Here is a 23,954-nt window from a genome sequence, read left to right on the forward strand (position 1 = left end):
TCATTCGCCTTTTCCTGTTTTGGGGCTGTTTTTAATAAAACGGCCCCAAAACAGGAAAAGGCCTGTACTTGTATGCTTCTCGGCTTTTTTATTGTTCTCACCAACAAACAAAATACCCTTGCTTTATTCTGTTTGCTGTAGAAAACACGCAGGAAGGGCGAGTTTCTTACGTGACCTTTTCTGAAGGAATCAGGCCTTTCCTAAATTACCCACTCTAAACCTCACTTGTTTTCCTTATTGACCCTGAACAAAATCCACCTTCCAGGTTATTACCTCTCTCTATAAGCAAATAGATATTATCAATTTGATCTATAGCAACCAAGAAAGCACCTTTGAGTATAAGATGTAAGGTAGAATTGGGTATCACTTTTCCTTTATTTACCCCTCTCCTATTCCCGTGAAGTTTTACTAGTATCTGGAACACTTTCATTCATCCTCTAAACCAAAGCATGTATGGTGAACGACAATCAAGAAAAACCAGGCCACAATGGTCAGGGAAAAGGCGCGGCATCTAATCTGACTACCCGTCAGGGGCATCCGGTAACGGACAACCAGAACATCAGAACCATAGGCAACCGGGGTCCGGCTACCATGGAGAACTACCACTTCATTGAGAAGATCAGCCACTTTGACCGTGAGCGTATTCCGGAACGGGTGGTGCATGCCAGAGGAGCCGGGGCGCACGGCGTGTTTGAGGCCTACGGGAAAGTGGGGAATGAACCCATTGCCAAATACACCCGCGCGAAGCTGTTCCAGGAAAAAGGCAAGCAGACCCCGGTGTTTGTGCGTTTCTCTACCGTAGGCCACGGCGGCCACTCTCCCGAGACTCTGCGCGACCCCCGCGGCTTTGCGGTGAAGTTCTATACCGAAGACGGCAACTGGGACCTGGTGGGCAACAACCTGAAGATTTTCTTCATCAGGGATGCCATGAAGTTTCCGGACCTGATCCACTCCCAGAAACCAGACCCAGTCACCAACATCCAAAGCGGCGAGCGAATTTTTGATTTCATTGCCAACACCCCAGAGTCTACCCACATGGCCACGTTCCTGTTCTCGCCCTGGGGCATTCCGGCCAACTACCGGCAAATGCAGGGATCGGGCGTGAATACCTATAAATGGGTGAACGCAGACGGTGAGGCCGTGCTGGTGAAATACCACTGGGAACCGCTGCAGGGCATTAGAAACTTGACCCAGGCCGAGGCCGAAAGCATTCAGGCCAAGAACTTCAACCACGCCACCCAGGACCTATACGAGGCCATCAAAGACGGCAACTTCCCCGAATGGGAGCTGTGCGTCCAGATCATGAGCGATGACGAGCACCCCGAACTGGACTTTGACCCGCTGGATGACACCAAGCTGTGGCCCATGGACCAGTTCCCGTTCCTGCCCGTAGGCAAGATGACCCTCAATCAAAACCCTATAGATTACTTCAATGAAGTAGAGCAAGTGGCCTTCGGGACGGGGGTATTGGTAGACGGCCTTGACTTCTCTGATGACAAAATGCTGCAGGGCCGTACCTTCTCCTACTCAGATACCCAGCGCTACCGCGTAGGGCCCAACTACCTGCAACTGCCCATCAACGCCCCCCAAAACCAGGTGGCAACCAACCAGAGAGGCGGCCAGATGTCTTACGTCACTGACTTCGGCAAGGGCCAAAACCCGCACATCAACTATGAGCCTTCTTCTTTGGGCGGGCTCAAAGAGGCGCCTAAAGCCGGCAAAGACTATACGCCGCGCTATGAGGCCAACCTGGTCCGCCAGAAGATTGACCGCACCAATGACTTCAAGCAGGCCGGTGACACCTACCGCAACTTTGAGGACTGGGAGCGCGATGAACTGATCAACAATCTGGTGAACACCCTGGCTACCGCCGATAAAGTGATCCAGGACAAAATGATTGAGCACTTCACGCTGGCAGACAAGGACTACGGCCGCAGAGTGGCCGAAGGCCTGGCCAAGACATCCAAAGCCCGGGAAGACAAAGGCCCTATTGGCGCGACCTCCCCCGAAGCCGGGGTGCAGGAAGCCATCAAGACCTCCCATTCGGCCAAGCCTTACTAAGGAGTTGTAAGACTCATGATGAAAAGCCACCTCTCTGGAGGTGGCTTTTTTATTAACTGCCTTTGTGATTAGGTCCTCTATGGTAAGTAGGGGCTATCCCTGGTGGTGGTCATTTACGGTTGCTCCCGTGTTAGGGCAACCACTTGGGATTGCCCCTACTTATTTTCAATTCACTTCGCCTGGGATTTTGGCATTTTTACTTCCTTTGCAGGTAGCCAATTTAGCCAACACCATGCAAAAAGAAGACCTGCTCCAGACCCACACCAGAATTGCCCCTTACATTCACCGCACCCCGGTCCTTACCTCCAGGCTATTGAATGAAATAGCGGGCGCCAACCTGTACTTTAAATGTGAGAACTTCCAACGCATGGGGGCCTTTAAGATGCGGGGCGCCATGTACGCGGTGCTGCAGCTGTCTGAGGAGCAGAAAAGCAAAGGGGTGGTGACCCATTCCTCGGGCAATTTTGCGCAGGCCCTGGCGCTAGCGGCGCAGAGCGTGGGCGTGAAAGCCTATATTGTCATGCCTGAGAACGCGCCGCAGGTCAAGAAAGAAGCCGTGAAAGGCTACGGCGGCCAGATAATTGAGTGCGCCTCTACCCCCATAGCGCGTGAAGAGGTGGCTGCCCAGATGGAACGTGAGACCGGCGCTTTCTTCATTCACCCGTCTAATGACCTTAACGTCATTCTGGGACAGGGAACCGCCGCGCTGGAGCTCCTGGAAGACCAACCTGACCTGCACTATATCTTCTCACCCGTAGGCGGCGGCGGCCTAATTGCCGGAACAGCTTTGGCGGCGCACTTTATAGGCCAGAATTGCCAGGTGATTGGGGGAGAACCCTTTGGGGCAGATGATGCCTACCGGTCCCTGCAAAGTGGCCAGATAGAGTCTAATGAAACTACCCAAACCATAGCCGATGGCCTGAGAACTCAGCTAGGCGATATCAACTTCCCTATTATAAAGGAGCACGTGGAGAAAATAATCAGGGTAGAGGAAGCGGAGATTATCGCCGCCATGAAGCTGGTCTGGGAAAGGATGAAAATTATTATTGAGCCTTCCAGCGCGGTGGCCCTGGCGGCCCTGTTGCGGGAAAAAGACGCATACGCCGGCCAGAAAATAGGGATTATCCTTTCCGGCGGTAATGTGGACGTGCAGCACCTCCCATTTTAGAGCCGTTTTCTGTAAAACAGGGGCAAAACAAAAAAGGGGATCGTCGGTTTCTCAGGTGGGGAAGAAATGCCTGGGAATAGCGCTGGAGCAGCAATAGGTATCCTACAGGGAAGCATGTCTTTGCCTCTACCACACATCTCCAGCCCGTTCTTCCCGTATCCTTCTTACAAGATGTTATTACCATTTAAGAGAAAACTATGATTGCTACTAAAGGATATGCCGCTTTTGACCCTAATTCGCCTCTGGCACCTTTCAATTTTGAAAGACGTGAGGTAGGGCCGCATGATGTCATGATTGAGATTCAGTTCTGTGGCGTGTGCCATTCAGATTTACATACCGCCAAAGGCGAATGGCCCGGGGTGATGTACCCGGTGGTGCCCGGCCATGAGATTGTGGGCCGTGTGGTCCGCGTAGGCGACCACGTCTCCCGGTTCAAGAAAGACGACTTGGCCGGGGTAGGCTGTATGGTCAACTCCTGCCGTACGTGCCCCAGCTGCCAGGAAGGCCTGGAGCAATATTGTGAGAACGGAAACATTGGCACTTACAATAGCCCAGAGGCCGGCATGGACTCCCCTACTTTTGGCGGATACTCCAACCAGATTGTGGTCAATGAAGACTTCGTCCTGAAGATTCGGGAAGACCAGGACCTGGCCCGCGTGGCGCCGTTGCTGTGCGCCGGAATTACCACTTATTCGCCGCTACGCCAGTGGAACATTGGCCAGGGCCACCGGGTAGCCGTAGTAGGTCTGGGCGGACTTGGCCACATGGCCGTGAAAATTGCCGCCGCCATGGGCGCCGATGTGACCGTACTCAGCACCTCGGCCAACAAAGAAGCCGATGCCAGAGCTTTAGGGGCCCACAACTTTGTGGTGACCAAAGACCCGGAGGCCTTCAAGGCCGCCCGCAACTCTTTTGACTTTATCCTTAACACCGTATCTGCCAAAATGAACCTGGACGAATACGTGAACCTGCTGAAACTAGACGGCACCATGATTCTGTTGGGCGTTCCGCCGGAAGCGCTGGCCCTGCACCCTGGTTCCCTGATCTTCAAGCGCCGCCGCATTGCGGGCTCCCTGATTGGCGGCATAGCCGAAACCCAGGAGATGCTGGACTTCTGCGCGCACCACAGAATTCTTTCAGACATTGAGATCATCAACATTGCCCAAATTAACACCGCCTATGACCGCATGCTGGCCGGCGACGTGAAATACCGGTTCGTGATTGATATGGCTACCTTGGAAGACACCAGCGCTTAATCCATCTATCATAAAGCAAAAGAGCCAGCCCCGTATAAGGGCTGGCTCTTCTGTTTTGGGGCTGTTTTCATAAAAACGCCCTTTAAACGCCTTTTACATAAAAGACATCAATTGAATGGCCTTGGCGAATTTAGGCGCGAGCACCACGTTCTTGTCATCTTTGGAGATAGAGGCCCGGGCCGCCGCGTCACCTTTTGCCACTGAGGTTTCAGTGCCGTTATCCAAATCTAAAACCTTAAAGTTGGCGATGCCCGCCGAAGACTGGTACAGCAGTTTGTTGCTGTTATGGAAAAACGCCATTCCAGTGGCTTTGTCGCCGGCGCCGTTCCGGGCAATGGATTTCACCACCTTCATGTCTGGCAGGCTGTAAATCCGGACAATTTCCTCTGCCTGGCCAAACCCTACCGCCAACAGTTTATCATCGGCACTGATGGCCAGATCTGTAGGCGTGGCGTAGTTGGTGTTGAACATGTTGATCGGCTCGCCGTCTTTGGCAGACAGTTCATAAATACGGCTGGCAAACCACACATAGAAGCGGTCTCCCTTGTTATTAAACAGAATTCTTGACTCGCGGGCCGCGTACTTGGGCTTACTGATAAACTCCCAGGTGTCTGTGTTATAGATCCTGATCTCATTGTTCATGAGCAGAGCCACCAAGCGGTTCCCGGCCATGGCCACTTCTTTCACTGAACTGGGTAACCCGGTAATGGTTTTATAAGGGCTCAACCCCATCACCTTGGTAATGACTATGGTTTTATCCATGCCACCCGTGATAATGTACCTACCGTCCTTAGAGTAGGCACAGGCTTGGGCACTGCCTTTGTGCAAAGATTTAAAACTAACGGGGTACGTTTTGTTTACGTCCCAGAGGTACAGAGATCCCGTGTTGTCTACAGAGATCAATCTGCTCCCGTCGGGAGAGAAATTCGCCCCCTGGAAGATGAGGTCTTCCCGATGCTTAAGTAAAGCGGTAGTCTTCAGTTTTGACTGGCTAAAGCAAAGCCCAGAATATAAAGCAAAGAATATCAGCAGAATAACGCCTCTAGCCTGTCCCATATGACCGATTATATAATTTTTTTAACTATACAAAGTTCAGATATAATTTTAATTCCCGCAATACTTACAAATGATTATTAACATAATGTCACTGCTGGAACTGCCAAAGCTAGGTGCAAGCCCTTCACCTTATTTTATTTAGCGCTGGGCCGTGCCTATTTAGTCAGGCAAAAAGGGTAAACCCTACACGCGGCCCTTCCTATTAGTACCTGTCGGCGGTAAAAGAACAATGGCTACCCCCTGGAAAAATACGGTTTTTGGGTTGGTTACCTGCTGTATTTACCTTTAAGTCGGGTCTTTGGCTAACCTGTGGCCTAACTCGCCGTACCCATACCAGCATTTAAAAACACTATGAAAAAAACGATACTCCTCCTGTACATAGGTTTCCTTCCGTTGGCCGCGCTGGCTCAGGAAACCAGTTCCACAGATCCTGAATTTGAAACAGACCGCGCCGACCGCACCGATGCCTCCAGCCTGGTACCCAGGGGCTATTTCCAGCTGGAGACCGGGTTCCAGTTCATGAGAAACAAACAAGAGGGTTTGGAAGACCGGCAATGGTTGTATCCGCAGGCCTTGTTCAGGACCGGCATTTTCAAGGCCGCCGAGTTCCGCCTGGAAGCCACTTACCGCACCGAAGAGTCACGGTTAGGGGAAGCGCTTCTGCGCCAGGACAAAGGCCTGAGCACCGTGCGGGTAGGTACTAAGGTGAAAGCCATTGGCAGCCAGGGCGCCCGGCCCGAGGTATCGGTGATGGCCATGCTGGAGTTACCCCTGGCCAAAGACGCCTTTGAACCTGAAAATGTAGCCCCTGAACTAAAACTCCTCTTTACCAACAGCCTCTCAGACAAGTGGAAACTCCAGTACAACGCGGGTTTCCGGCGGGAGCCCGAAGACGGGGAAATGGAGAACAAGGTATTGTTTTCTGCCTCCTTGGGCGGGAAGCTCAGTGAGAAACTTTCGCTCTTCGCGGAATTTGCCGGGGAGAAACCAAAGGACGGTTCAGTAAAGAATGTGGTGGACACCGGGTTTCAGTATCTGTTGTTGCCTAATCTTCAGCTAGACGCTATAGTGGGCAAAGGAGTGTCGTCGCAGGCCCCCGATCTTTTTGTGGGCGGAGGCTTGAGCGTCCGGTTACCACGGTAAAGTCAGCATTTAAAAAGGCGATCATTTCTTTGAAAAGCTGTTTTAGGCCTGTTTTACCATAAACAGGCCTAAAACGGCTTTTGGGTTTTAAGAAGCGGAAAAGGATTTTATATGGAAAAACAACTTTGACCTAGAATGCACCTTACAAAACGTTAGCTATTGAAAAGCTTCCTTCGCTCTTCATTAAAAGGCATTAAGGCTTTGCTTTCAACGTGATCAACACTACCGCCAGTACCAGCAGCACCGCCGCGATAATGGTTTGGCCGGTAATCACTTCATGGGCAAAGGCCCAGCCCAACAGCACCGCAATGACAGGGTTCACATAGGCATAGGTAGACACCTGGGCCGGCGGCGCCACCCGGGTGAGCCAACTGTAGGCGGAAAACGCCACCAGAGATCCAAAGAGGGTAAGGTAGCCAAGGGCCAGCCAGGAGCGTTGGCTTACCTGGTCCCAGTGCGTGGTCTGCCATTCGCCGGCCAGGGTGCCTGCCAGCAGTAACAAGCCGCCGCCGCAAAGCATCTGCATGCCCGTGGTAAGAATAGGCGAAGACGGCAAGGTGGCCCTGGAGGCAAACAACGAGCCCCAGGCCCAGGCGCCCGCCGATAGAAAGATGGCCATACTGCCCAGCAAGTCTACGCCGCCTTCCAGTTTCCAGGGGTTCACCAGCACCATCATGCCAATGACACCTAAGAGAAAGCCCAGGGCCACGCCTTTAGAAGGCCGTTGCCGCGCAGGACCCAGCCATTGCAGCACCACTACCCAAAGCGGCTCGGTAGTGACCAACAAAGCCGCCACCCCGGAGGCTACTCGTTGCTCGGCCCAGACCACGGTTCCGTTGCCTATCAACAGCAGGGCGCCCCCAATTATGGCGGTATTGCGCCAGTGGAAAAGGGACGGGGCCGGTGCTCCTCGCCAACGCGCCCAGCCATAGAGCAGCAAGCCCGCAGTCAAAAACCGCAACCCGGCCATTAAAAAAGGCGGCAGGGTTTCAATGGCGAAGACAATAGCCAGATAGGTAGAACCCCATATAACGTAAATCGCGGCAAAGGCCGCGATTTTAAGCCAACCGGCAGCCGGAGCCCCGGAAGAAACAGAAGTATTCATACAGGATTACAGGGCGTCTTCGTGCAGCACCAGCAGCGGCAGTTTGGTTTGGTACGTCATTTTTTCGGCCAGGCTCATGCCAAACAGGTCTTTAAAGAAATTGCGGCGCTTTTTAAGAATGGCCAGCATGTTGCTGTTGGATCTGCTCAGGTAATCTTTTAGTCCCGTGTCTTCTTCCTCATGGATAATAGGCTGGAAACGCACCGGATACCCCCCTAACTCATTTCTGAGGTCTTCCATGAATGCCTGGGCTTTCTGGGCGTTTTCTTCCTTAGAGACATGCACCACCTCTACCTCCGCCTGGAAAAACGAGGCCAGCTCCAACACCTTGGCCAGCGCCCGGGCATCTTCGGCCATAAAATCTGAGGCATACACTATGCGGTGGATCTGAGGGAACGTAGCCCGGGCCGGAACAGCCAGCACGGGGCATTTCACTTGGGAGATCACGCTTTCGGTGTTGCTCCCTATCATGATTTCCTCCAGAGTATTGCCGCCGCCGGTGGTGCCCAGCACTACAAAATCAAAGCCTTCTTCTTTTACCAGCCGCTCCACGGCATCTGCCAGGAACGCCTCCTGCACCTTTGAGTCCATTACAAACGTGGCCCCACCTTCGCCAAAAAGGTTCTGCAGGTGCATACCCAAAGACTGCAGTTTATCGCCGGCCATGCGGCGCTGCTCGTCCAGCACCTGGCTGGCCATAAGCGCCGACTCCGTGGTATCCATCATGGGCAGGTGCAACACGTGCAGCAGCGTAAGGGACGCCCCCGTCTGCTGGGCTATATGGGCGGCGTATTCAGCGGCCTTGTTAGAAGTCTTTGAAAAATCTACGGGACAAAGAATCTTTTTCATAGTAGTGGAAGGCTAGTTCATGCTTACGGGTATGGCAAGCTTGTTCCTTACACAACGTGAATATTGCCTTTGGGTTATATTTCGGCGCGCGGCCTTTCCGGTAGTTTCCTAGGGTTGGGTGGGCAGGTCAGACAGCCAGGCCAGGGCATCCTCTGGGGAGTCAAAGATGTTTAATGGAATTTTGCTTTCCTTGGCCAGCTCAATGGCCATCTCGCTGCCCGGGTTATGGAGGGTGTGCACTTCGGCAATCTGGTCTACGCCGGCAGCCATGATCATGCGCTGCACGTTCAGGAATATTTCCTGCACCGCAGCAGAACACTCTCCCATTTCCCGCATATCACATAAAATGGAAAAGCCCGGGTGTAAGATGGCCAGGGCCTCTTTGATATGGCCCGCATAATGGCTTAGTTCCTGCTGAGTGTCCCAGGCCCCCTTGATAATAATATAGAGCCTGTTTTCCGTCTCCTCTACTCTTAGCTGATAAAACGGGTTGCGTGCAATTGTAACCATACCAGTATCTATGATTCTGAAGGTCACATTATCTGAGTTGAGGGAGCCAAAGGCAATGCGTAACCTATTTTAAAGTTAACCAGATAACGAAACTTATTGCTATACGGCGGCAAGTATCTATTGTACTTTTCCGGCAATCTGCTTAATTTCCTGCCAGGTCCACCGTTTTTTAGCCGAAACCCCTGAAAATGCACTATCCAAATACCCTACCACTAGCTTGATAAAAGCATCTGGTTCCAGAGAGGAAGGATAGATGGGCCGGTCTGTGGGGTTGCCATACCGCTGGGCCTTGCTTAGTTTCTGGTCCTGCAACCGAAGGATGGGACCCGTATCTGTGAGAACGTCCGCTACCCAATGCAAACCAGAGGCTTCGTGGGCATTCAGCCTCCGGGCCAGCGGCCGAAGGTCAGGCCGGGGCAACGTGGGCCTAGATTCCAGGTCTACCCAGGTGGTGTACTTACATTCCAGCTCATAGCGGTTTCCGGCGTAACAAGACAGCACCAGGTCATAGCCGGCAGTGGCACTAAACAAAGCATAATAATGGACCGGCTCCGGAGTTTGCACCACCACAAGACCCAGGCTATCATTTTGTACTATCTGGGTTTGCGGGCCATGTATCTGGGCATACCCCGCCAGTACCTGCTCGTACTCGGTCCGCCAGACGCTTTCAAACAAGGCCGGCTGGAGCAGCACGGGCGTAAAGGCCTCCAGGAAATAGGTGAACTTTGGAATAGAGGCCACTACTTCGTTTTCTTCCAGATCCCCGGCCCCGAAGGGCGGGTAAAAGCGGCTTTTCTCTTCCTGGTTGATCCAGCACACCAACTGCAAGGCCGTCTCTGCCGAAAGATGGCGTAGGTCCAGCTCCCTAAAGTCCCCGATGATGGCCATTTGCCGCAGGGTCTGCTCGTGTTCCAGGGCCAGCGCGGGGTTCAGGAGAGCCCAGATGCCTACCAGCGCGTCAATGTCAAAGTGGTTGGCAGTAACGCAGCGGTAAGACTTAAGGGAGGGCCATGGTTGCCGGAGGGCCTGCAGCACCATGCCGGCGCTCGTGTCTTCGCGCAGGGCAGGCGGCGTGGGGGCCTCGCGCCAGTGGGAAAGCACCAGGCCATTGGGGTGAAAGCTGTCTACCACCACCGCGGGCGTCTGCTTAATCTGAGGGAAAGGTAAATAGGTGAATTCCATGGGATGGCGTGCAAAGGGTGGATACCAAAAGGCCAAGCGCAGGCCCCTGTTTTCTTCCTGCCTTTCTATTTTAGGGCTATTCTCCAGAAAACAGGCCAGAAACGCAAACAACGGGCTATTTTCTTTTGCCCCGCCGGTTGGTGATCTTGTCTAACCGCTTGGTGCGGACCCAGTTGAGGTACTTCTGCAGGCCTTCCGCATTGCGGAGCGCCTGAATGGAATGGTAGAGGACCGCCAGTTCTTTGTTGCTGTAAGTGAGGTGCACGGTGCTATGGCAGGGCTGGCACAAGGGAACGGTGGGGCCATGCTTGCCGCCCTCTTCCCTGGGGATGAGATGGTGCAGGGAGGTAAAGCCCACTTCGCGCTCACAGAGGGAGCAGACCGGGTCTGCGCTTTCTATTTTCTTCCGTACCTTTTTTGCCATACACTTGCCAATGAGGAGTGGGCAGTTTCTGGCGGCATACCACTGCCAGGTTTTCTGCCGCAAACCCTTACCTTCGTCCCGAAAAGTTGTAACGGGCCAGGAACCAATGAGATTCGCCCACGTATTATTTTTTCACTTCCACGTTATTTACCTTCCGCTTTTACATGTCACTTTCTTCTTCTGTTTCCTCTCCCGCTCCGGCCCTACGGGAAAGCTGGCTGCTGTTTATTCTGGCGGCCATCCAGTTTACGCACATCATGGATTTTGTGATCATGATGCCCCTGGGCCCGCAGCTCATGCGCGTGTTCCAGATAAGCCCGAAGGAGTTTGGCCTGCTGGTGTCTGCCTACACCTTTAGTGCCGCGGCCTCCGGCCTGCTGAGCGCCTTTTTCATTGACCGGTTTGACCGCAAGAATGCCCTGCTGGGCCTATACCTGGGCTTTACGCTGGGCACCCTGGCCTGTGCCCTGGCCCCTACCTTCAGTTTTCTGTTAATTGCCCGCATTCTGGCCGGGGCCTTTGGCGGCGTGTTAGGCGCTCTGGTACTGGCCATTATAGGCGACTCTATCCCGGAGGAACGTCGGGGCGCGGCTACCGGTAAGGTGATGGCGGCTTTTTCCATTGCCTCCATTGGCGGTATTCCGGTGGGCTTGTACCTGGCCAGCCACGCCAGCTGGCACGCGCCGTTTTACCTGCTCACCGGGCTGAGCGTGTTAGTGCTGGGCCTGGCCTGGCGCATGCTGCCGTCCATGCGGCAACACCTGTTGCACCACGTGCCCCAGCACCCAGGCAAGGTGTTGCTCACCATTTTTTCCCAGTCCAACAGCCTCTGGGCCTTCGGGCTGATGGTGGTGCTGTCTATGGCAGGCTTTACGGTGGTGCCGTTCCTGAGCCCCTACATGGTGGCCAACGTGGGCTTTGAAGAGGCCGAGCTCAGCTACATCTATCTCTTTGGCGGTCTGGCCACGGTGGTAACCTCCCAGTGGGCCGGAAGGTTAGCCGATAAATATGGCAAGGGCAAAGTGTTCATGGTGGCGGCCCTACTGTCTATTATCCCTATTCTGCTGGTAACCCATTTGCCCCGGGTGGCGCACTGGCAGGCGTTTGTGGTGACCACGTTTTTCTTTATCTTCTTCGGGGCCCGTTTTGTGCCGGCCATGTCCTTGATCACCTCCAGCATTGAGCCCCGCTTGCGCGGTTCGTTTATGAGCGTGAACTCCTCGGTGCAGCAGCTGGCCTCGGGCCTGGCCGCCTTTTTCTCGGGCCTAATCATCACCACCGCTCCGGGCTCCCAGGAGTTACAAGGCTTTGGCACCGTGGGTATCATAGCTACTGTGTTCACGCTGCTGTCTATGTGGGTGGTCACCAAGCTCAGGCAGGTAAGTTGATGGCTGTTTTGGGCCTGTTTTCCTGAAAAACAGGCCCAAAACGGAAAGGCCCGGACTCTTGCGTAGAGTCCGGGCCTTTCCGTTTTAATACCTGTCCTAGTTCTGTTTTTTCAAGGACTCAATCCAGGGAATGAGATCCTTGATCATGGGCTCCAGGGTGCTGAAGTGGGTCCCGCCCGAAATAGAAACCAGCTTCAGGTCTGGGGCCCCGGCCGCTTTCATGGCTTCATAGGTCACCTTTGAGTTTTCATAGGGCACCATGGTATCGGCGGTGCCGTGGTACAGTCTGGCTGCTCCTTTGGGCACCCAGTTTTTGAGGCTGTTGCGCTTCAAGGCCGCCTTCAGGGCCAGTTCCCCGTCGCCGCGCAGGCCTGCCAGAAAGGTAGGGTTGAACAGTTCCGCCGGATTTTTGGCCAGGGCGCTGTTGATGGAACTGCTGGTGCGGGTGCCGTCTATCAGTTCCTGAATACGGGTGGCGTAAGGTTCCTGGAAGAAATCTGTGAGCGGACGGTTCCAGCTGTAGGTACGGTTGTAGGCTTGCAGGAGAAACGCCAGGTTAGCCGGGTAATCATAAGACCCGCCGGAGATAACGCGCGCCATCATGCCTTCCAGGTCATAGCCCCCGGCCCCGGCGCCAGAGGCCGTTACCGTAAGCCCGTGCCCGGGGTTCTCCTCTATTTCCTTTTTGGCCGCCAGGGTCACGTAACCGCCTTCAGAATAGCCGGCCAGAAACAACTGCCCAGACGTCTTTATGTTGTTTTTCTTGAAGAAGTCTTGGCCCGCCTTGATCATGTCCAATACCACCGTGCCGGAGTGCTTGGCATCATAGTACGGGTGCAGAATCTGCTTGGACTCGCCGTAGCCCAGGAAATCTGGCACCAGGGTCAGGTAGCCGGCGGCGCCGAAGGCCTCAAAACCGGTGAAGGAGCTGAGCTGGAAATTGCTGGGTGCATATTTCTGGTCAAAGGTGGTGCCGTGGTGGGCACTGAGGATAGGCGCCGGGCCAGGCAGTTTCAAGGGTACTACCATCAGGCCCGAGGCCCTTACTTCCTTGCCGTTGTACTGCGTGAGGTAGATCATGCGGTATACCTCCACGTCATACTTCACCAGCGCGGCCAGGTCTCCCTGCCCGTTGGAAACGGCAATTTCTTTGAGTCCTGCAGCCGGGATAGTGGTCAGTTTCTCGGCGGAAACCAGGGTTTCCTTGGGTGCTTGCTGTACTTGCTGGTCTTCCAGCACTTGGGTGTCATTGCACGCAGAGCACCAGGTGGTAAAGGCCAGCAGAAGGGTATATAAGATTGTTTTCAAGGCGGTAACGTTTATTAGAGGATGTATAAATAGAATAGGTTATGGGCGCCGAAAGTTCCAGTCCAGGACCTGGTTTTGGCTTATTTTTCAGAAAACAGGCCTAAAACAGAATCCCCTCGCTAGGGTCATGGGTACATCTGGAATCTCCTTTCTGCGTATACCCTTTCTGTAACCTTACAAGGAAAAACCATGCCTAAGAAATCTTTCCAGGAACTCATCAACAGCCCGGGCATGCCGGTGCTCGTGGACTTTTACGCCGACTGGTGCGGCCCCTGCAAAACCATGTCTCCTATTTTAAAGCAGGTGGCCGAGCAGTTTGAAGGGAAACTGAAGGTGATCAAGATAGACGTTGACAAGAACCAGGCGGTGGCGCAGCAGTACAGGGTGCAGGGCATTCCCACGCTCCTGCTCTTTCACCAAGGCAAACAGCTCTGGCGACAGTCTGGCGTGGTACCGGCCAACCAGCTAAGCCAGGTAGTTCAGCAACATTTGCCTTAAAGGCGTTTTGGGCCTGTTTTTAGGAAAACAGGCCCAAAACGGAAATGTTTTTTTCTGCTGCACCGTTTTGACAGGCCGGGCGCCAGAAGACCTAAGATACTATAAGGCTGCGCTTTAAGCTCACACTGCCTCTCTCCAGGTGCTTCATTGATTGGTTTTATGCCCGCCTCACGTGGTTGCCAAAGGCATAACCACTCCCCCAAAAAGGGCGCTTTCTTTAAATGTTTCTATTAGCTGTCGCTCAAGAGTTTCCCCCTTTCTCTTCTTCTTGATGTAATTTTTCGGCCTCCCTCCCGACAAACAAGGCAGTGAGGGCCTGTACCTGAATTGGGCAGGGGAAGGATTCTCCCTTGAGTAAGTACCTAAACCCGATAACTTTCGTTTTATTAGCATTCTCAGATATTAAAAGACACTATGCTTAAAAGATCCCTGGCGGCCTTGGCTTTTGCCGCTCTCCTGCATTCCCCCCTGCTGGCCCAAGACAATGCCTCCGCTTCTTACCGGTTCTCCCTGGACCTGAACCAGGTAAAGGATGATAAGCTCAAGGTGTCTTTGGTGACCCCGGCGATGAAGGAGGATGAGGCCATCTACCATATGCCTAAAATGGTACCGGGCACCTATGCCGTCTATGATTTCGGGAAGTTCGTCTCAGACTTCAGCGCCTTTGACAAGAAGGGTAAAAAACTGAAGGTGGAGCGCCTGGACCAGAACAGCTGGAAGATCAGCAAGGCCAAAAAGCTTGCCCTCATCACTTACATGGTAGATGATACCTGGGACACTCCGCGCAAGGATGATATTGTGTTTGAACCGGCCGCCACGGACATTGAGGAAGGCAAGGTGTTTTTGATCAACACGCACGGCTTCTTCGGGTATTTTGCCAACCGTTCCAAAGAGCCTTACCAGATCACCATCTTCAAGCCCCAGGACTTTTACGGCGCCACCCCTTTGCGGGCCAGCACCACCACCCCTACCTCAGACGTGTACCAGCTGCACAACTACAATGACCTGGTAGACGCGCCTATGCTCTATAGCAAGCCAGACACGGCCATGCTCAAGGTGGGCAACGCCGATGTGCTTATTGCCACTTACGCTGCCGGTGGCGGCCAGCGGTCAAAAGACCTGGCCCAGAACGTGAAAACCATTCTGGAGGCGCAGAAAAACTACCTGGGCGGCACCCTGCCCGTAGACAAATACGCCTTCCTGATCTACATTGACAACAAGCAGAACCGCACCGGGGCCTATGGCGCGCTGGAGCACTCCTACTCGTCTGTGTACTATTTCCCTGAGATGCCACCGCCCATGCTCGCTGACCAGGTGCGCAACATCTCGGCGCACGAGTTCTTCCACATCGTCACCCCGCTCAACATCCACTCAGAGGAGATTGGAAACTTTGATTTCAGTCACCCCAAGATGTCTAAGCACCTGTGGCTGTATGAAGGGGTAACCGAATATTTTGCCCACCACGTGCAGATAAACCAGAAATTGATTGAGTTGCCGGCCTTTTTGGAAGAGATGCGCTCTAAGATCATCGCCTCGCAGCAGCAGTACAATGACGGCCTGGCCTTTACGGAGCTCAGCCTGGGCGCCCTGGACAAATACGAGAAGGAATACGGCAACGTGTACCAGAAAGGCGCCCTCATTGGCATGGCCTTGGACATCCGCCTGCGGGAGCTTTCAGGAGGCAAATACGGCATCCGGAACCTGATGAAAGACCTGAGCCAGACCTACGGCAAAGACAAAAGCTTTAAGGACGAAGAACTGTTTGACAAGATCACGGCCCTCACCTACCCAGAGATCCGGGATTTTTTCAGGCAGTACGTAGAAGGCACCCAGAAAATACCCTATGCCGATATTTTCAGGAAAGTAGGCATCACCTACCAACCGGCCGGGGTGCAGAAACGCATCTCGCTGGGCAGGCCTACTATTGGGTATGACCAGGCCTCGGGCCACCTGGTGATTGCCAGCGTGGAGAACCTGACCTCCTTTGGCAAGCAGATGGGCTACAAGGCCGGCGACCAGTTGTGGCAGATCAACGGCGAGGACCTCACCCTCCGGAACGCGCAGGACCTGATCAACAAACACGTGGTAAACGGAAAAGAAGGCAGCCACCTAACCATTGTGGTAGGCCGCAAAGACGCCAACGGCACGGTGAAGCCAGTAGAACTAAAAGCCAAACTGGTTCCCTCAGAGGAAAACGTGTCTCATTTGCTCACCCTAGACCCCAATGCCACTGAGGCCCAGAAGGCCTTACGCCAGGCCTGGCTGTATTCAACCCTCTAAGCCACTACCCTTTAGCCCTTTCTATTTCAGGCCTGTTTTCATGAAAACAGGCCTGAAATAGAAAGGGCTTTTTTAGATATCTTTACTCCATGAACGCAGACATTCGCCAACATCTACTGGCCCACATAGACAAAACCCACTCTGCCGTAGAAGCTTCTTATCCTACGGCGCCCGTTTACCCCGGCACCCCGGAATACCTGGAGAAACGCCGACTGCTGCTGGCAGACCTTTCCCTGCACCTGGCGCAGGATGCGCTGGCAGGAGATTTCCCGAAACCGTCTAAGGTACGTCAGCATTTATTTGCTATTACCCGGCTGTATGCAGAGCTTTTCCCAACGGAGGGGTTTGACGCCGTGGCGCAATTGCTCTCCCCTGAAGCAGTTGAAAACATATCAGCGGGTTAGGCGTTATCTTTTGGATGACTGCCCGTACGTGACACGCAGGTCTTGTAAGCCCCTACCCTATTCTATGTCTTTTGCCTTGCGCCTTGTGCTCAGTATTCTAGTGCTTCTTTGCCTGGGTTCCGCTCTTAGGGCTCAGGACCGAGTGACCCTGAGCGGTACGCTAAGATCTGGGGCTACCGGCGAGACCCTGATTGGGGCAGCCGTCACCATTGAAGGCACCACCACGGGGGTAGAGACCAACGTGAACGGCAACTATGCCCTTTCAGTGCTTCCGGGCACCTACAGAATACAATTCTCTTACCTGGGCTTCCAGACCCAAACCCGTGAACTTACCTTAAGCAGTAATACCCGCCTGGATATTGAGCTGTTGGAATCATCTACCACCATCTCAGAGGTAGTGGTGGAGTCAGAGCGCAACTCATTTCAGGAGCGGCTCTCCACGCCTCAGATGAGCATGGAAACCCTCTCCAGCCGAGAGGCCAAATTGTTGCCGGCCCTGTTTGGCGAGGTAGACATCATTAAGACCCTGCAGCTGAAACCCGGTATCCAGAGCGGTGGCGAGGGCAGCAGCGGCCTCTTTGTGCGCGGCGGTAGCTCTGACCAGAACCTGGTGCTCCTGGATGATGCCCTGGTCTACAACCCCAGCCACTTGTTTGGGTTTTTCAGTGTCTTCAACCCAGACGCGGTGCGGGGCGTGGAACTGTACAAAGGCGGTTTCCCGGCGCAGTTCGGGGGCAGGCTTTCCAGCGTGCTGGACGTGAAGCTGCGCGAGGGCAACCGCAAGGAATACGACGTCTCTGGGGGTATAGGCTTGATTGCCTCCCGCCTGACGGTGGAAGGCCCTATCAAAAAAGACAAATCCTCTTTCCTGGTCTCGGGCCGCCGCACCTACGTGGATGTTTTCACCCGCATGATCAACAAGGCCAAGGAGGATGACCCTGATTTTAGCCCCATCCCGGACTATTACTTCTATGATTTCAACGCCAAGGCCACCTTTGAACTGGGTCCTAATGACCGCATTTTCTTGAGCGGCTACTACGGGCGTGACTTCTTCACGTTTGCTGACGAGAACTTCAATTTCAACTTCAACTGGGGCAACCGGGTAGGGTCGGCGCGCTGGGCGCACCAATTTTCACCCAGGTTCTTCGTGAACACCACCTTCTCGGCCTCTAACTATGAGTATGAGATCAAAAACGAGCTGGACATTTTCCGGTTCAGCCTCACCTCCAACATCTCAGACCTCAGCCTCAAGTCAGATTTTGAATACATCACTTCAGAGAAGCATCACCTGCGGTTTGGCGTTGCCTTTACCGACCATTCTTTCACAGTAGGCCGCCTGGAGGCCAACAGCCAGGACGGCTCTGTGAACGTGAATGCTGGTAACAATTACCGGGGTCAGGAATACGGCGTGTATGTGTCAGATGACTGGACGTTTAACCCCTCCCTCACTGCCAGTTATGGCCTCAGGCTTTCGGGGTTTTTAAATGACGGGAAGAACTTCCTGGGGCTGGAGCCCAGGGCCGCCCTGAGTTACCGGTTCAATGAGACCCTTACGTTGAAAGGCAGCTACACCCGCATGTTCCAGTACGTGCATCTGGTTTCTAACTCGGGTGCCTCTCTGCCAACGGATATCTGGTACCCTTCCAGCCCGGGCGTGAAGCCGCAGCGGTCTGACCAGGTAGCGCTGGGCCTTACCAAACTCTACAAAGACACGTACCTTTTCAGCACCGAGGCCTACTACAAGAAAATGAACCGGCAGCTGGACCTGCGAGACGGGGCCGAGATCTTCGGGAACAATGAACTGGAGCAGGAGTTTGTGTTTGGGAGCGGCGAGAGTTACGGCCAGGAATTTTACGTGGAGAAGAAAGAGGGCAAAACCACCGGCTGGGTAGGCTACACCCTTTCCTGGACCAACCGCACCTTCCCGGATATCAACGAAGGCCGCACCTTCCCTACCCGGTTTGACCGCCGCCATGACCTCTCGGTAGTAGCCATACATGAATGGAGCAAGCGCATAAGCGCCACCGCCACGTTTGTGTACGGGACCGGCAATGCCTACTCCCTGCCCGTGCAGCGCTTTGTGTACCAAGACGTGCCCGGCGAGGATTACACCATCATTCCCGTGTACCCAGACCGCAACTCCTTCCGGCTCGCCGATTACCACCGCCTGGACCTTGGGGTAGTTTATAAACTGCGGCCAAAGCGCGGTAGCTCAGACCTTACCTTTAGCGTGTATAATGTGTACAATCGCCGTAACCCGTACTTTGTCTACTTTGAAACCCTTAAAGATGATGAGTCTGAGCAGATCACGGGGTTTGTGGCTAAGCAGGTTTCCCTGTTCCCGGTTATTCCGTCCATTACCTATAATTTCAAGTTCTGATGGGTGCTAAACTTTTCTCCTGGCCAAAAGTACTGTTCCTGCTGCTGATGGGCACAGTTTCCTCCTGCGACATGGAACAGGAGATTGAGGTCAAACTGCCGGTGCTGCCTGCCCAGATGGTGGTGGAGTGTTACCTGGAGAACGGCCAGCCCATGCGCCTGGCTTTGTCTGAATCTGCCGGGTATTTTGACCAGCCCCAGGCCGTTCGGGTAGCCGGGGCCACGGTAACCATCACCAAAAACAATGAACCACCCGTTATGCTGCGGGACACCCTGTGGGTAGATGAGGCCAACCAAAAAGTGTACACCCACCACAACCGCAGAATTGTGACGGCCGTCCCCGGCGATGTGTTCACCCTGCTCATCACCGACCTAAAGGGACGGCGCCTAACCGGCAAAACCACCGTGCTCGCCCCTGTGCCCTTTGACAGCATTGGCTATAAGTTCAATGACAAGCCGGACCAAAGCAAGGAGGCCTACCTGTTGGTGCGCTGGAAAGATGACGGGGCCACCAAGGACTTTTACCGCCTGCTGGCCCACAAGAAAGACAGCACCGGCGTAGACAGCCAACTGGACGCCGAACTCAATGACCGCCTGCGCAATGGCATGAAAATCACCTACACCACCACTTACTGGTTTGAACCCAATGACACGCTCACCATCAAGCTTTTCCATGTAGAGGAGCCGTACTACAATTTTATCAGTAGCGTGGAAGATGCCCGCCGGGCCAACGGGAATCCGTTTGCCCAGCCGGTCACCATCAAGTCCACCGTGGCAGGCGGCTTTGGGGTATTCACCCATTTGAATTACCAGGCCCGGCAGATTATCCTGAAATAGACTTTGCAAGGCCGAGGTTAGAAAAACCAAAAGCCTATAAAAAAGCCGGGGCACCTTTTGTAGGTGCCCCGGCTTTTTTATAGGTAACTTCAACAACCTGTAACCTTAGTTCTGCCGCTTGATCAGTTCAGTGATTAACAAGGTCATTTTAGGTTCAGCCTTGGCGGCGGCCTCCAGAATGTCTTTCAAGACCACACGCTGGATTTTGTCTTGCGAGCAAAGGTCAGTGATGATAGAGACGGCAAAGCAGGGCAAGCCCATGTGCACGCAGGCAATTACTTCGGGGATGGTACTCATGCCCACGGCATCAGCGCCAATGTTATTGATGTACTTGTATTCTGCCCGGGTCTCCAGGGTGGGGCCGGTCACGCTGGCATACACGCCGGTCTTGGCATTGAGGCCGTGCTCCTCTGATATTTCCAGGGCTTGCGCTACCAGACCAAGGTCATAGGGTTCGCTCATGTCTGGGAAACGCGGCCCTAGGTCGTCTATATTCTTACCAATAAGCGGGTTAGGCAACAGGTTGATATGGTCTGTGATCACCATTAGGTCAGACAACTCAAAATCTTCCTTAAACCCGCCGGCCGCGTTGGAGATAAAGAGTTTCTGAATACCCAGCAGTTTCATGACCCGCACCGGGAACACTACCTGCTCCATGGTGTAGCCTTCATAGTAGTGGAAACGGCCTTGCATGACCACCACCCGGCGGCCACCCAGTTCCCCGAAGATCAGCTTACCGGAATGGCTCTCTACGGTAGAAACCGGGAAATGCGGAATGTCTGCGTAGTCCAGGCTGTAGGTAATCTCAATGTCTTTTACCAGGGCGCCCAGACCGGTCCCCAGAATGATCCCGAAATCGGGCAGGAAAAGGTTGGTTTGCTGACGGATAAAATCGGTGGCTTCTTGTAGGGTTTGTAGGGTATTACTCATGTTTAGCTAAAAAATATTTTTCTGTTTTAGGGCCGATTTTCTGAAAACGGCCTTAAAACAACGTGAACGAGGGACGGCGCAAGGTCGGAAAAAAAAAGCCAAAAAAAAGAGAGATATGTCATTTTACGTCGCAAAAAAGGCTACCCGTGGGCAGCCTTTTTTGCGACGTAAAATGACGGGGAACAGGCTTACTGGATGTTCAATTCAAACGGCATACGGGCCTGCACGCTCTGCATATGCATAACCCGCTGGTATTGTTGGTAGTATGGCAACAGCGGCCCCAGCTCCTTCTGCAAAGAATAGACTCTTACCTGCGACTCAGTGTCTGAGAACAGGTTTTCCATGAAGGTTTTCTGGGCTGGCAGAGTGCGTAAGCGGTACTCGCCTTCTTTTAATTTTGCTTTGCGGGCGGCAATGGCAATGGCTTGGTCTATCCCGCCCAACACATCTACCAGACCGTTCTGCTTGGCCTCAATCCCGGACCAGACGCGGCCCGAAGCCAGCTTCTTGAGTTGGGCCAGTGGCATCTTTCTTGACTGCGCGGCTTTGGTGGTGAAGTCTTCATAGATGCGGTCTACCTCGCGCTGGATGTGCATTTTCTCATATGGCGTCATGGCCCTGGTGATGGTAGGCACATCTGAGAATTTACCCGTGTTTACGCGGTCTGTGGTAATGCCCAGCTTGTTTTTGAGGAAGTTCTCTGAGTTGACCAGAATCCCGAACACGCCAATGCTGCCGGTAATGGTGGTAGGGTGCGCCACAATGGTGTCACAGGCCATGGCGATGTAATATCCGCCGGAGGCGGCCACGTCTGACATGGAGGCGATGATGGGTTTTACTTTTTTGGTAAGCATCACCTCGCGCCAGATAACGTCTGAGGCCAGGGAGCTTCCGCCCGGCGAGTTTATACGCAAGACCACCGCTTTCACGTTCTTGTCCAGGCGCGCTTTTCTGATGGCTTCAGACATGCCTTTGCCGCCAATGGTGTTGTCATCTCCCTTGCCGCCCACAATATCGCCGGAGGCGTAGATCACGGCAATTCTGTTCCGTGAGGACCCGCTTTTCTTCTCTGGGTCAGCTACTTTTTTGTACGTGCCCAGGTTCACCATCTCCAGGTCTTTGTCTTTTTTGACGCCGGTTCTGGCCTTCATGAAATCGGTGGCCTGGTCATAGTAACCCAGGTGAGAAACGATGCCCAGTTTAAGGGCGTCTTTGGCGTTGTGCACCAGCATGGAGTCTGAGATGTTCTTCACCACGGCAAAGTCTTTCTTGCGGGCGGTGGCAATGTTGCGCAGCATGAAATCATTGAGCGAGTTCAAAAACGAGGTGGTTTGCGCCCGGCTGGGGTCGCTCATCTTGTCTAACAAAAACGGCTCAACGGCGCTCTTGTACTCCCCAACTTTGAACACATAGGGCTGCAGTTCCAGCTTCTCCAGGGTGCCTTTGAAAAACATGACCTCAGAGCTTAAGCCGTTCAGTTCTATGGCGCCTTGCGGGTTCAAATAAAACCGGTCTGCCACCGAGGCCAGGTAATAGGCTTTCTCACTGGAGAACTCACTGTAGGCCACCACAAACTTTTTGGATTTCTTGAAATCTATCAATGAGTTTCTGATTTCTTCCACGGTGGCCATACCGGCTTGCAGCATGTCAAGATTCAGGAAAATGCCCTTGATGTTATCATCGGCTTTTGCTTTTTTGATGGAGGCTTTGATCTCATCCAGGCCAATGCCCCTTTCGCCGAAGAAATCGCTCATGCCCAGGTCAGCGAACGGGCTACGGGGAGCCCGCTCCACCACCGGCTGGCTTAACTTGATCTCCAGCACAGAGCCTTCCTCAATGGATACTTCATCCTCTACTGAGGCCGCGGCTATCCCTATCAGGAGCAGCACGCCTACCCCCATAAACAGGAATAACCCTACTATGGTGGCTAATACAAACTTTAAGAATTGTCGCATATCAATTATAAATCACACTTTAACCGGCAAGGCTTCAGCTTTTGGTACTAGTGTATTGGTCGTAATTTAGGAAGAAGACTTACAACTTGCCTGTAAATTATGTTAAAGACATATTTATCTTGCTTGCCTGAAACCGCAAAAGGCTCTGTCTGCGGGTGGTTCTGGAATTTTCCTATTTCTGTTTTGGGGCGGTTTTCTTAAAATCGTGCTTAAAACAGTTAGGCCATCTGGTAACCGAATGGCCGGTGCCGGGCGTAATAACCAAAACCAGAATGAGCCGCCCCCCTTGTTACTGGCCCTTTGCCGTATACTACAGAACATGAAAAAATGGATTTGCCTTCTGCTGTTCATCTTTGGCGCTCTGCTCACGCAGGCCCAGCAACGGCGCAACCTGAATTTCAAATACTTCGGGCTCACGCTGCACCCAAAGGGAGACAACAACGCAGAACTCATGCCCCTGAACCCCGATGGCAAAGGCTACCTTGTGTTGAACGTGGGCGGCAGCGTAGGCTATGAGCATTTTCTGGTGCCGGGCAAATTCTCTGTGAAAGCCATTCAGGCCCTGTACGCCGACTGCGCACTTCGGTTTGCCGGCTTCACCCATTTTGGTCTGCGGGCCGTTATTTTTGATATAGGTCGCCATTCAATGAACGGTGGGCTGGGCCCCACGCTGGTGTACCGCCGCAACTGGTCTGATTTGGAGGGCTACACGCTTTCCACCTCGTTTTTTGGGGGCGACCCCGATGACACCTGGCAATACAAAATGGTCTGGTACGCCGGCGAATTTGAATACAACTACCGCCTCTCTGACCGCACCGACCTCTCCACCTCCTTCGTGCCCGGCTACCCCAACATCATGAGCCTTTCCTTTGGCGTGCGCTATTGGCTGAAGGATTGAGAGATTGAATGATTGAGTAAATGAGAGAAAGACTAGGTTCCTACTTAGGGCTTCTACCCTTTAATGAGGCAAACTTCCCGACTAGTTTCTTCCCGGACCGACTTAGGTTTTGGGAGTAAATCCTTGATGATGTTAAGGCTACTTTGAGCCTTGTATTCTAAAACAAGGCCGGAAATAAGCTTGAAGTCAGTAACGCATTTTAGGAAAACTATATAGTATATTCGGCAGTGCAGTTACGTTTAGCCGACCAATGGTGGCTGGCTAAACCGAATAACTCCGTTTAGCAGCTAGTTATGCTTCATTATATAGATTCAACGCCAAAT

General features: G+C 53.3%; 20 protein-coding genes. 11 read left to right on the forward strand and 9 right to left on the reverse strand.

Going from position 1 to position 23,954, the window contains the following annotated elements; genetic code table 11:
* The first annotated feature begins 453 nt into the window (after positions 1-453).
* The 3 genes from TH63_RS10915 to TH63_RS10925 all read left to right on the forward strand — a co-directional run bounded on the left by TH63_RS10915 (position 454) and on the right by TH63_RS10925 (position 4,485).
* Complete coding sequence (locus TH63_RS10915) at positions 454-2,061, forward strand: catalase (RefSeq protein WP_082161642.1); 1,608 nt, start codon at positions 454-456, stop codon at positions 2,059-2,061.
* A gap of 232 nt (positions 2,062-2,293) precedes the next feature.
* On the forward strand, positions 2,294-3,229 hold the full coding sequence (locus TH63_RS10920; protein WP_048922762.1) for a pyridoxal-phosphate dependent enzyme: 936 nt from the start codon (positions 2,294-2,296) through the stop codon (positions 3,227-3,229).
* Positions 3,230-3,426: 197 nt separating this feature from the next.
* Positions 3,427-4,485 (forward strand): NAD(P)-dependent alcohol dehydrogenase, encoded by a 1,059-nt coding sequence (locus tag TH63_RS10925; protein ID WP_048920972.1) that lies wholly within the window; start codon positions 3,427-3,429, stop codon positions 4,483-4,485.
* A 93-nt stretch (positions 4,486-4,578) separates the two neighbouring features.
* On the opposite strand, the gene TH63_RS10930 is transcribed toward TH63_RS10925, so the two are convergent.
* On the reverse strand, positions 4,579-5,541 hold the full coding sequence (locus tag TH63_RS10930) for a WD40 repeat domain-containing protein (RefSeq protein WP_156180543.1): 963 nt from the start codon (positions 5,539-5,541) through the stop codon (positions 4,579-4,581).
* Between the two features lie 351 nt (positions 5,542-5,892).
* Between TH63_RS10930 and TH63_RS10935 the strand changes: the two genes are divergently transcribed.
* Positions 5,893-6,684, forward strand: coding sequence for a transporter (locus tag TH63_RS10935; RefSeq protein WP_048920974.1), 792 nt, complete (start codon positions 5,893-5,895; stop codon positions 6,682-6,684).
* A gap of 193 nt (positions 6,685-6,877) precedes the next feature.
* Here TH63_RS10935 and TH63_RS10940 read toward each other — a convergent pair whose 3' ends face one another.
* The 5 genes from TH63_RS10940 to TH63_RS10960 all read right to left on the reverse strand — a co-directional run bounded on the left by TH63_RS10940 (position 6,878) and on the right by TH63_RS10960 (position 10,754).
* Entirely contained in the window at positions 6,878-7,789 is a 912-nt protein-coding gene (locus tag TH63_RS10940) for an EamA family transporter (protein ID WP_048920975.1), read from the reverse strand.
* A 6-nt stretch (positions 7,790-7,795) separates the two neighbouring features.
* Positions 7,796-8,638 carry a universal stress protein gene (locus TH63_RS10945; RefSeq protein ID WP_048920976.1) on the reverse strand — a complete coding sequence of 281 codons (843 nt, stop codon included), beginning with the start codon at positions 8,636-8,638 and terminating at the stop codon, positions 7,796-7,798.
* Between the two features lie 108 nt (positions 8,639-8,746).
* Positions 8,747-9,148, reverse strand: a complete 402-nt coding sequence (locus TH63_RS10950) for a hypothetical protein (protein WP_156180545.1) — start codon at positions 9,146-9,148, stop codon at positions 8,747-8,749.
* Between the two features lie 117 nt (positions 9,149-9,265).
* Positions 9,266-10,330 carry a DUF6687 family protein gene (locus TH63_RS10955; RefSeq protein WP_048920978.1) on the reverse strand — a complete coding sequence of 355 codons (1,065 nt, stop codon included), beginning with the start codon at positions 10,328-10,330 and terminating at the stop codon, positions 9,266-9,268.
* A 115-nt stretch (positions 10,331-10,445) separates the two neighbouring features.
* Positions 10,446-10,754 carry an HNH endonuclease gene (locus TH63_RS10960; protein WP_048922763.1) on the reverse strand — a complete coding sequence of 103 codons (309 nt, stop codon included), beginning with the start codon at positions 10,752-10,754 and terminating at the stop codon, positions 10,446-10,448.
* 164 nt (positions 10,755-10,918) lie between these two features.
* On the opposite strand from TH63_RS10960, the gene TH63_RS10965 reads away from it, so the two are divergent.
* Positions 10,919-12,142: an MFS transporter gene (locus TH63_RS10965; RefSeq protein WP_048920979.1), complete on the forward strand. Its 1,224-nt coding sequence runs from the start codon at positions 10,919-10,921 to the stop codon at positions 12,140-12,142.
* A gap of 96 nt (positions 12,143-12,238) precedes the next feature.
* Here TH63_RS10965 and TH63_RS10970 read toward each other — a convergent pair whose 3' ends face one another.
* Entirely contained in the window at positions 12,239-13,450 is a 1,212-nt protein-coding gene (locus TH63_RS10970; RefSeq protein WP_048920980.1) for an alpha/beta hydrolase family protein, read from the reverse strand.
* 189 nt (positions 13,451-13,639) lie between these two features.
* On the opposite strand from TH63_RS10970, the gene trxA reads away from it, so the two are divergent.
* From trxA to TH63_RS11000, 5 genes are all read left to right on the forward strand, one after another.
* A complete protein-coding gene (trxA, locus tag TH63_RS10975) occupies positions 13,640-13,948 on the forward strand; it encodes a thioredoxin (RefSeq protein ID WP_048920981.1) in 309 nt (102 codons plus the stop codon).
* Between the two features lie 414 nt (positions 13,949-14,362).
* The gene (locus TH63_RS10985) at positions 14,363-16,228 is read left to right on the forward strand and encodes a M61 family metallopeptidase (RefSeq protein ID WP_197088546.1); all 1,866 of its coding nucleotides are present in this window, start codon (positions 14,363-14,365) and stop codon (positions 16,226-16,228) included.
* Between the two features lie 89 nt (positions 16,229-16,317).
* Complete coding sequence (locus TH63_RS10990) at positions 16,318-16,632, forward strand: hypothetical protein (protein ID WP_048920983.1); 315 nt, start codon at positions 16,318-16,320, stop codon at positions 16,630-16,632.
* A gap of 64 nt (positions 16,633-16,696) precedes the next feature.
* Positions 16,697-19,012 (forward strand): TonB-dependent receptor, encoded by a 2,316-nt coding sequence (locus tag TH63_RS10995; RefSeq protein WP_048920984.1) that lies wholly within the window; start codon positions 16,697-16,699, stop codon positions 19,010-19,012.
* Positions 19,012-19,848, forward strand: coding sequence for a DUF4249 domain-containing protein (locus tag TH63_RS11000; RefSeq protein ID WP_048920985.1), 837 nt, complete (start codon positions 19,012-19,014; stop codon positions 19,846-19,848). The genes TH63_RS10995 and TH63_RS11000 overlap by 1 nt, the downstream gene beginning before the upstream one ends.
* 105 nt (positions 19,849-19,953) lie before the next feature.
* Here TH63_RS11000 and TH63_RS11005 read toward each other — a convergent pair whose 3' ends face one another.
* On the reverse strand, positions 19,954-20,778 hold the full coding sequence (locus TH63_RS11005; protein WP_048920986.1) for a purine-nucleoside phosphorylase: 825 nt from the start codon (positions 20,776-20,778) through the stop codon (positions 19,954-19,956).
* Positions 20,779-20,966: 188 nt separating this feature from the next.
* Complete coding sequence (sppA, locus tag TH63_RS11010; protein ID WP_048920987.1) at positions 20,967-22,733, reverse strand: signal peptide peptidase SppA; 1,767 nt, start codon at positions 22,731-22,733, stop codon at positions 20,967-20,969.
* A 319-nt stretch (positions 22,734-23,052) separates the two neighbouring features.
* Here sppA and TH63_RS11015 point away from each other — a divergent pair, with 319 nt between their 5' ends.
* Positions 23,053-23,631 carry a hypothetical protein gene (locus TH63_RS11015; RefSeq protein WP_076606643.1) on the forward strand — a complete coding sequence of 193 codons (579 nt, stop codon included), beginning with the start codon at positions 23,053-23,055 and terminating at the stop codon, positions 23,629-23,631.
* Positions 23,632-23,954: the final 323 nt, after the last annotated feature.

The organism is Rufibacter radiotolerans, assembly GCF_001078055.1.
GTDB classification, from domain to species: Bacteria; Bacteroidota; Bacteroidia; order Cytophagales; family Hymenobacteraceae; genus Nibribacter; species Nibribacter radiotolerans.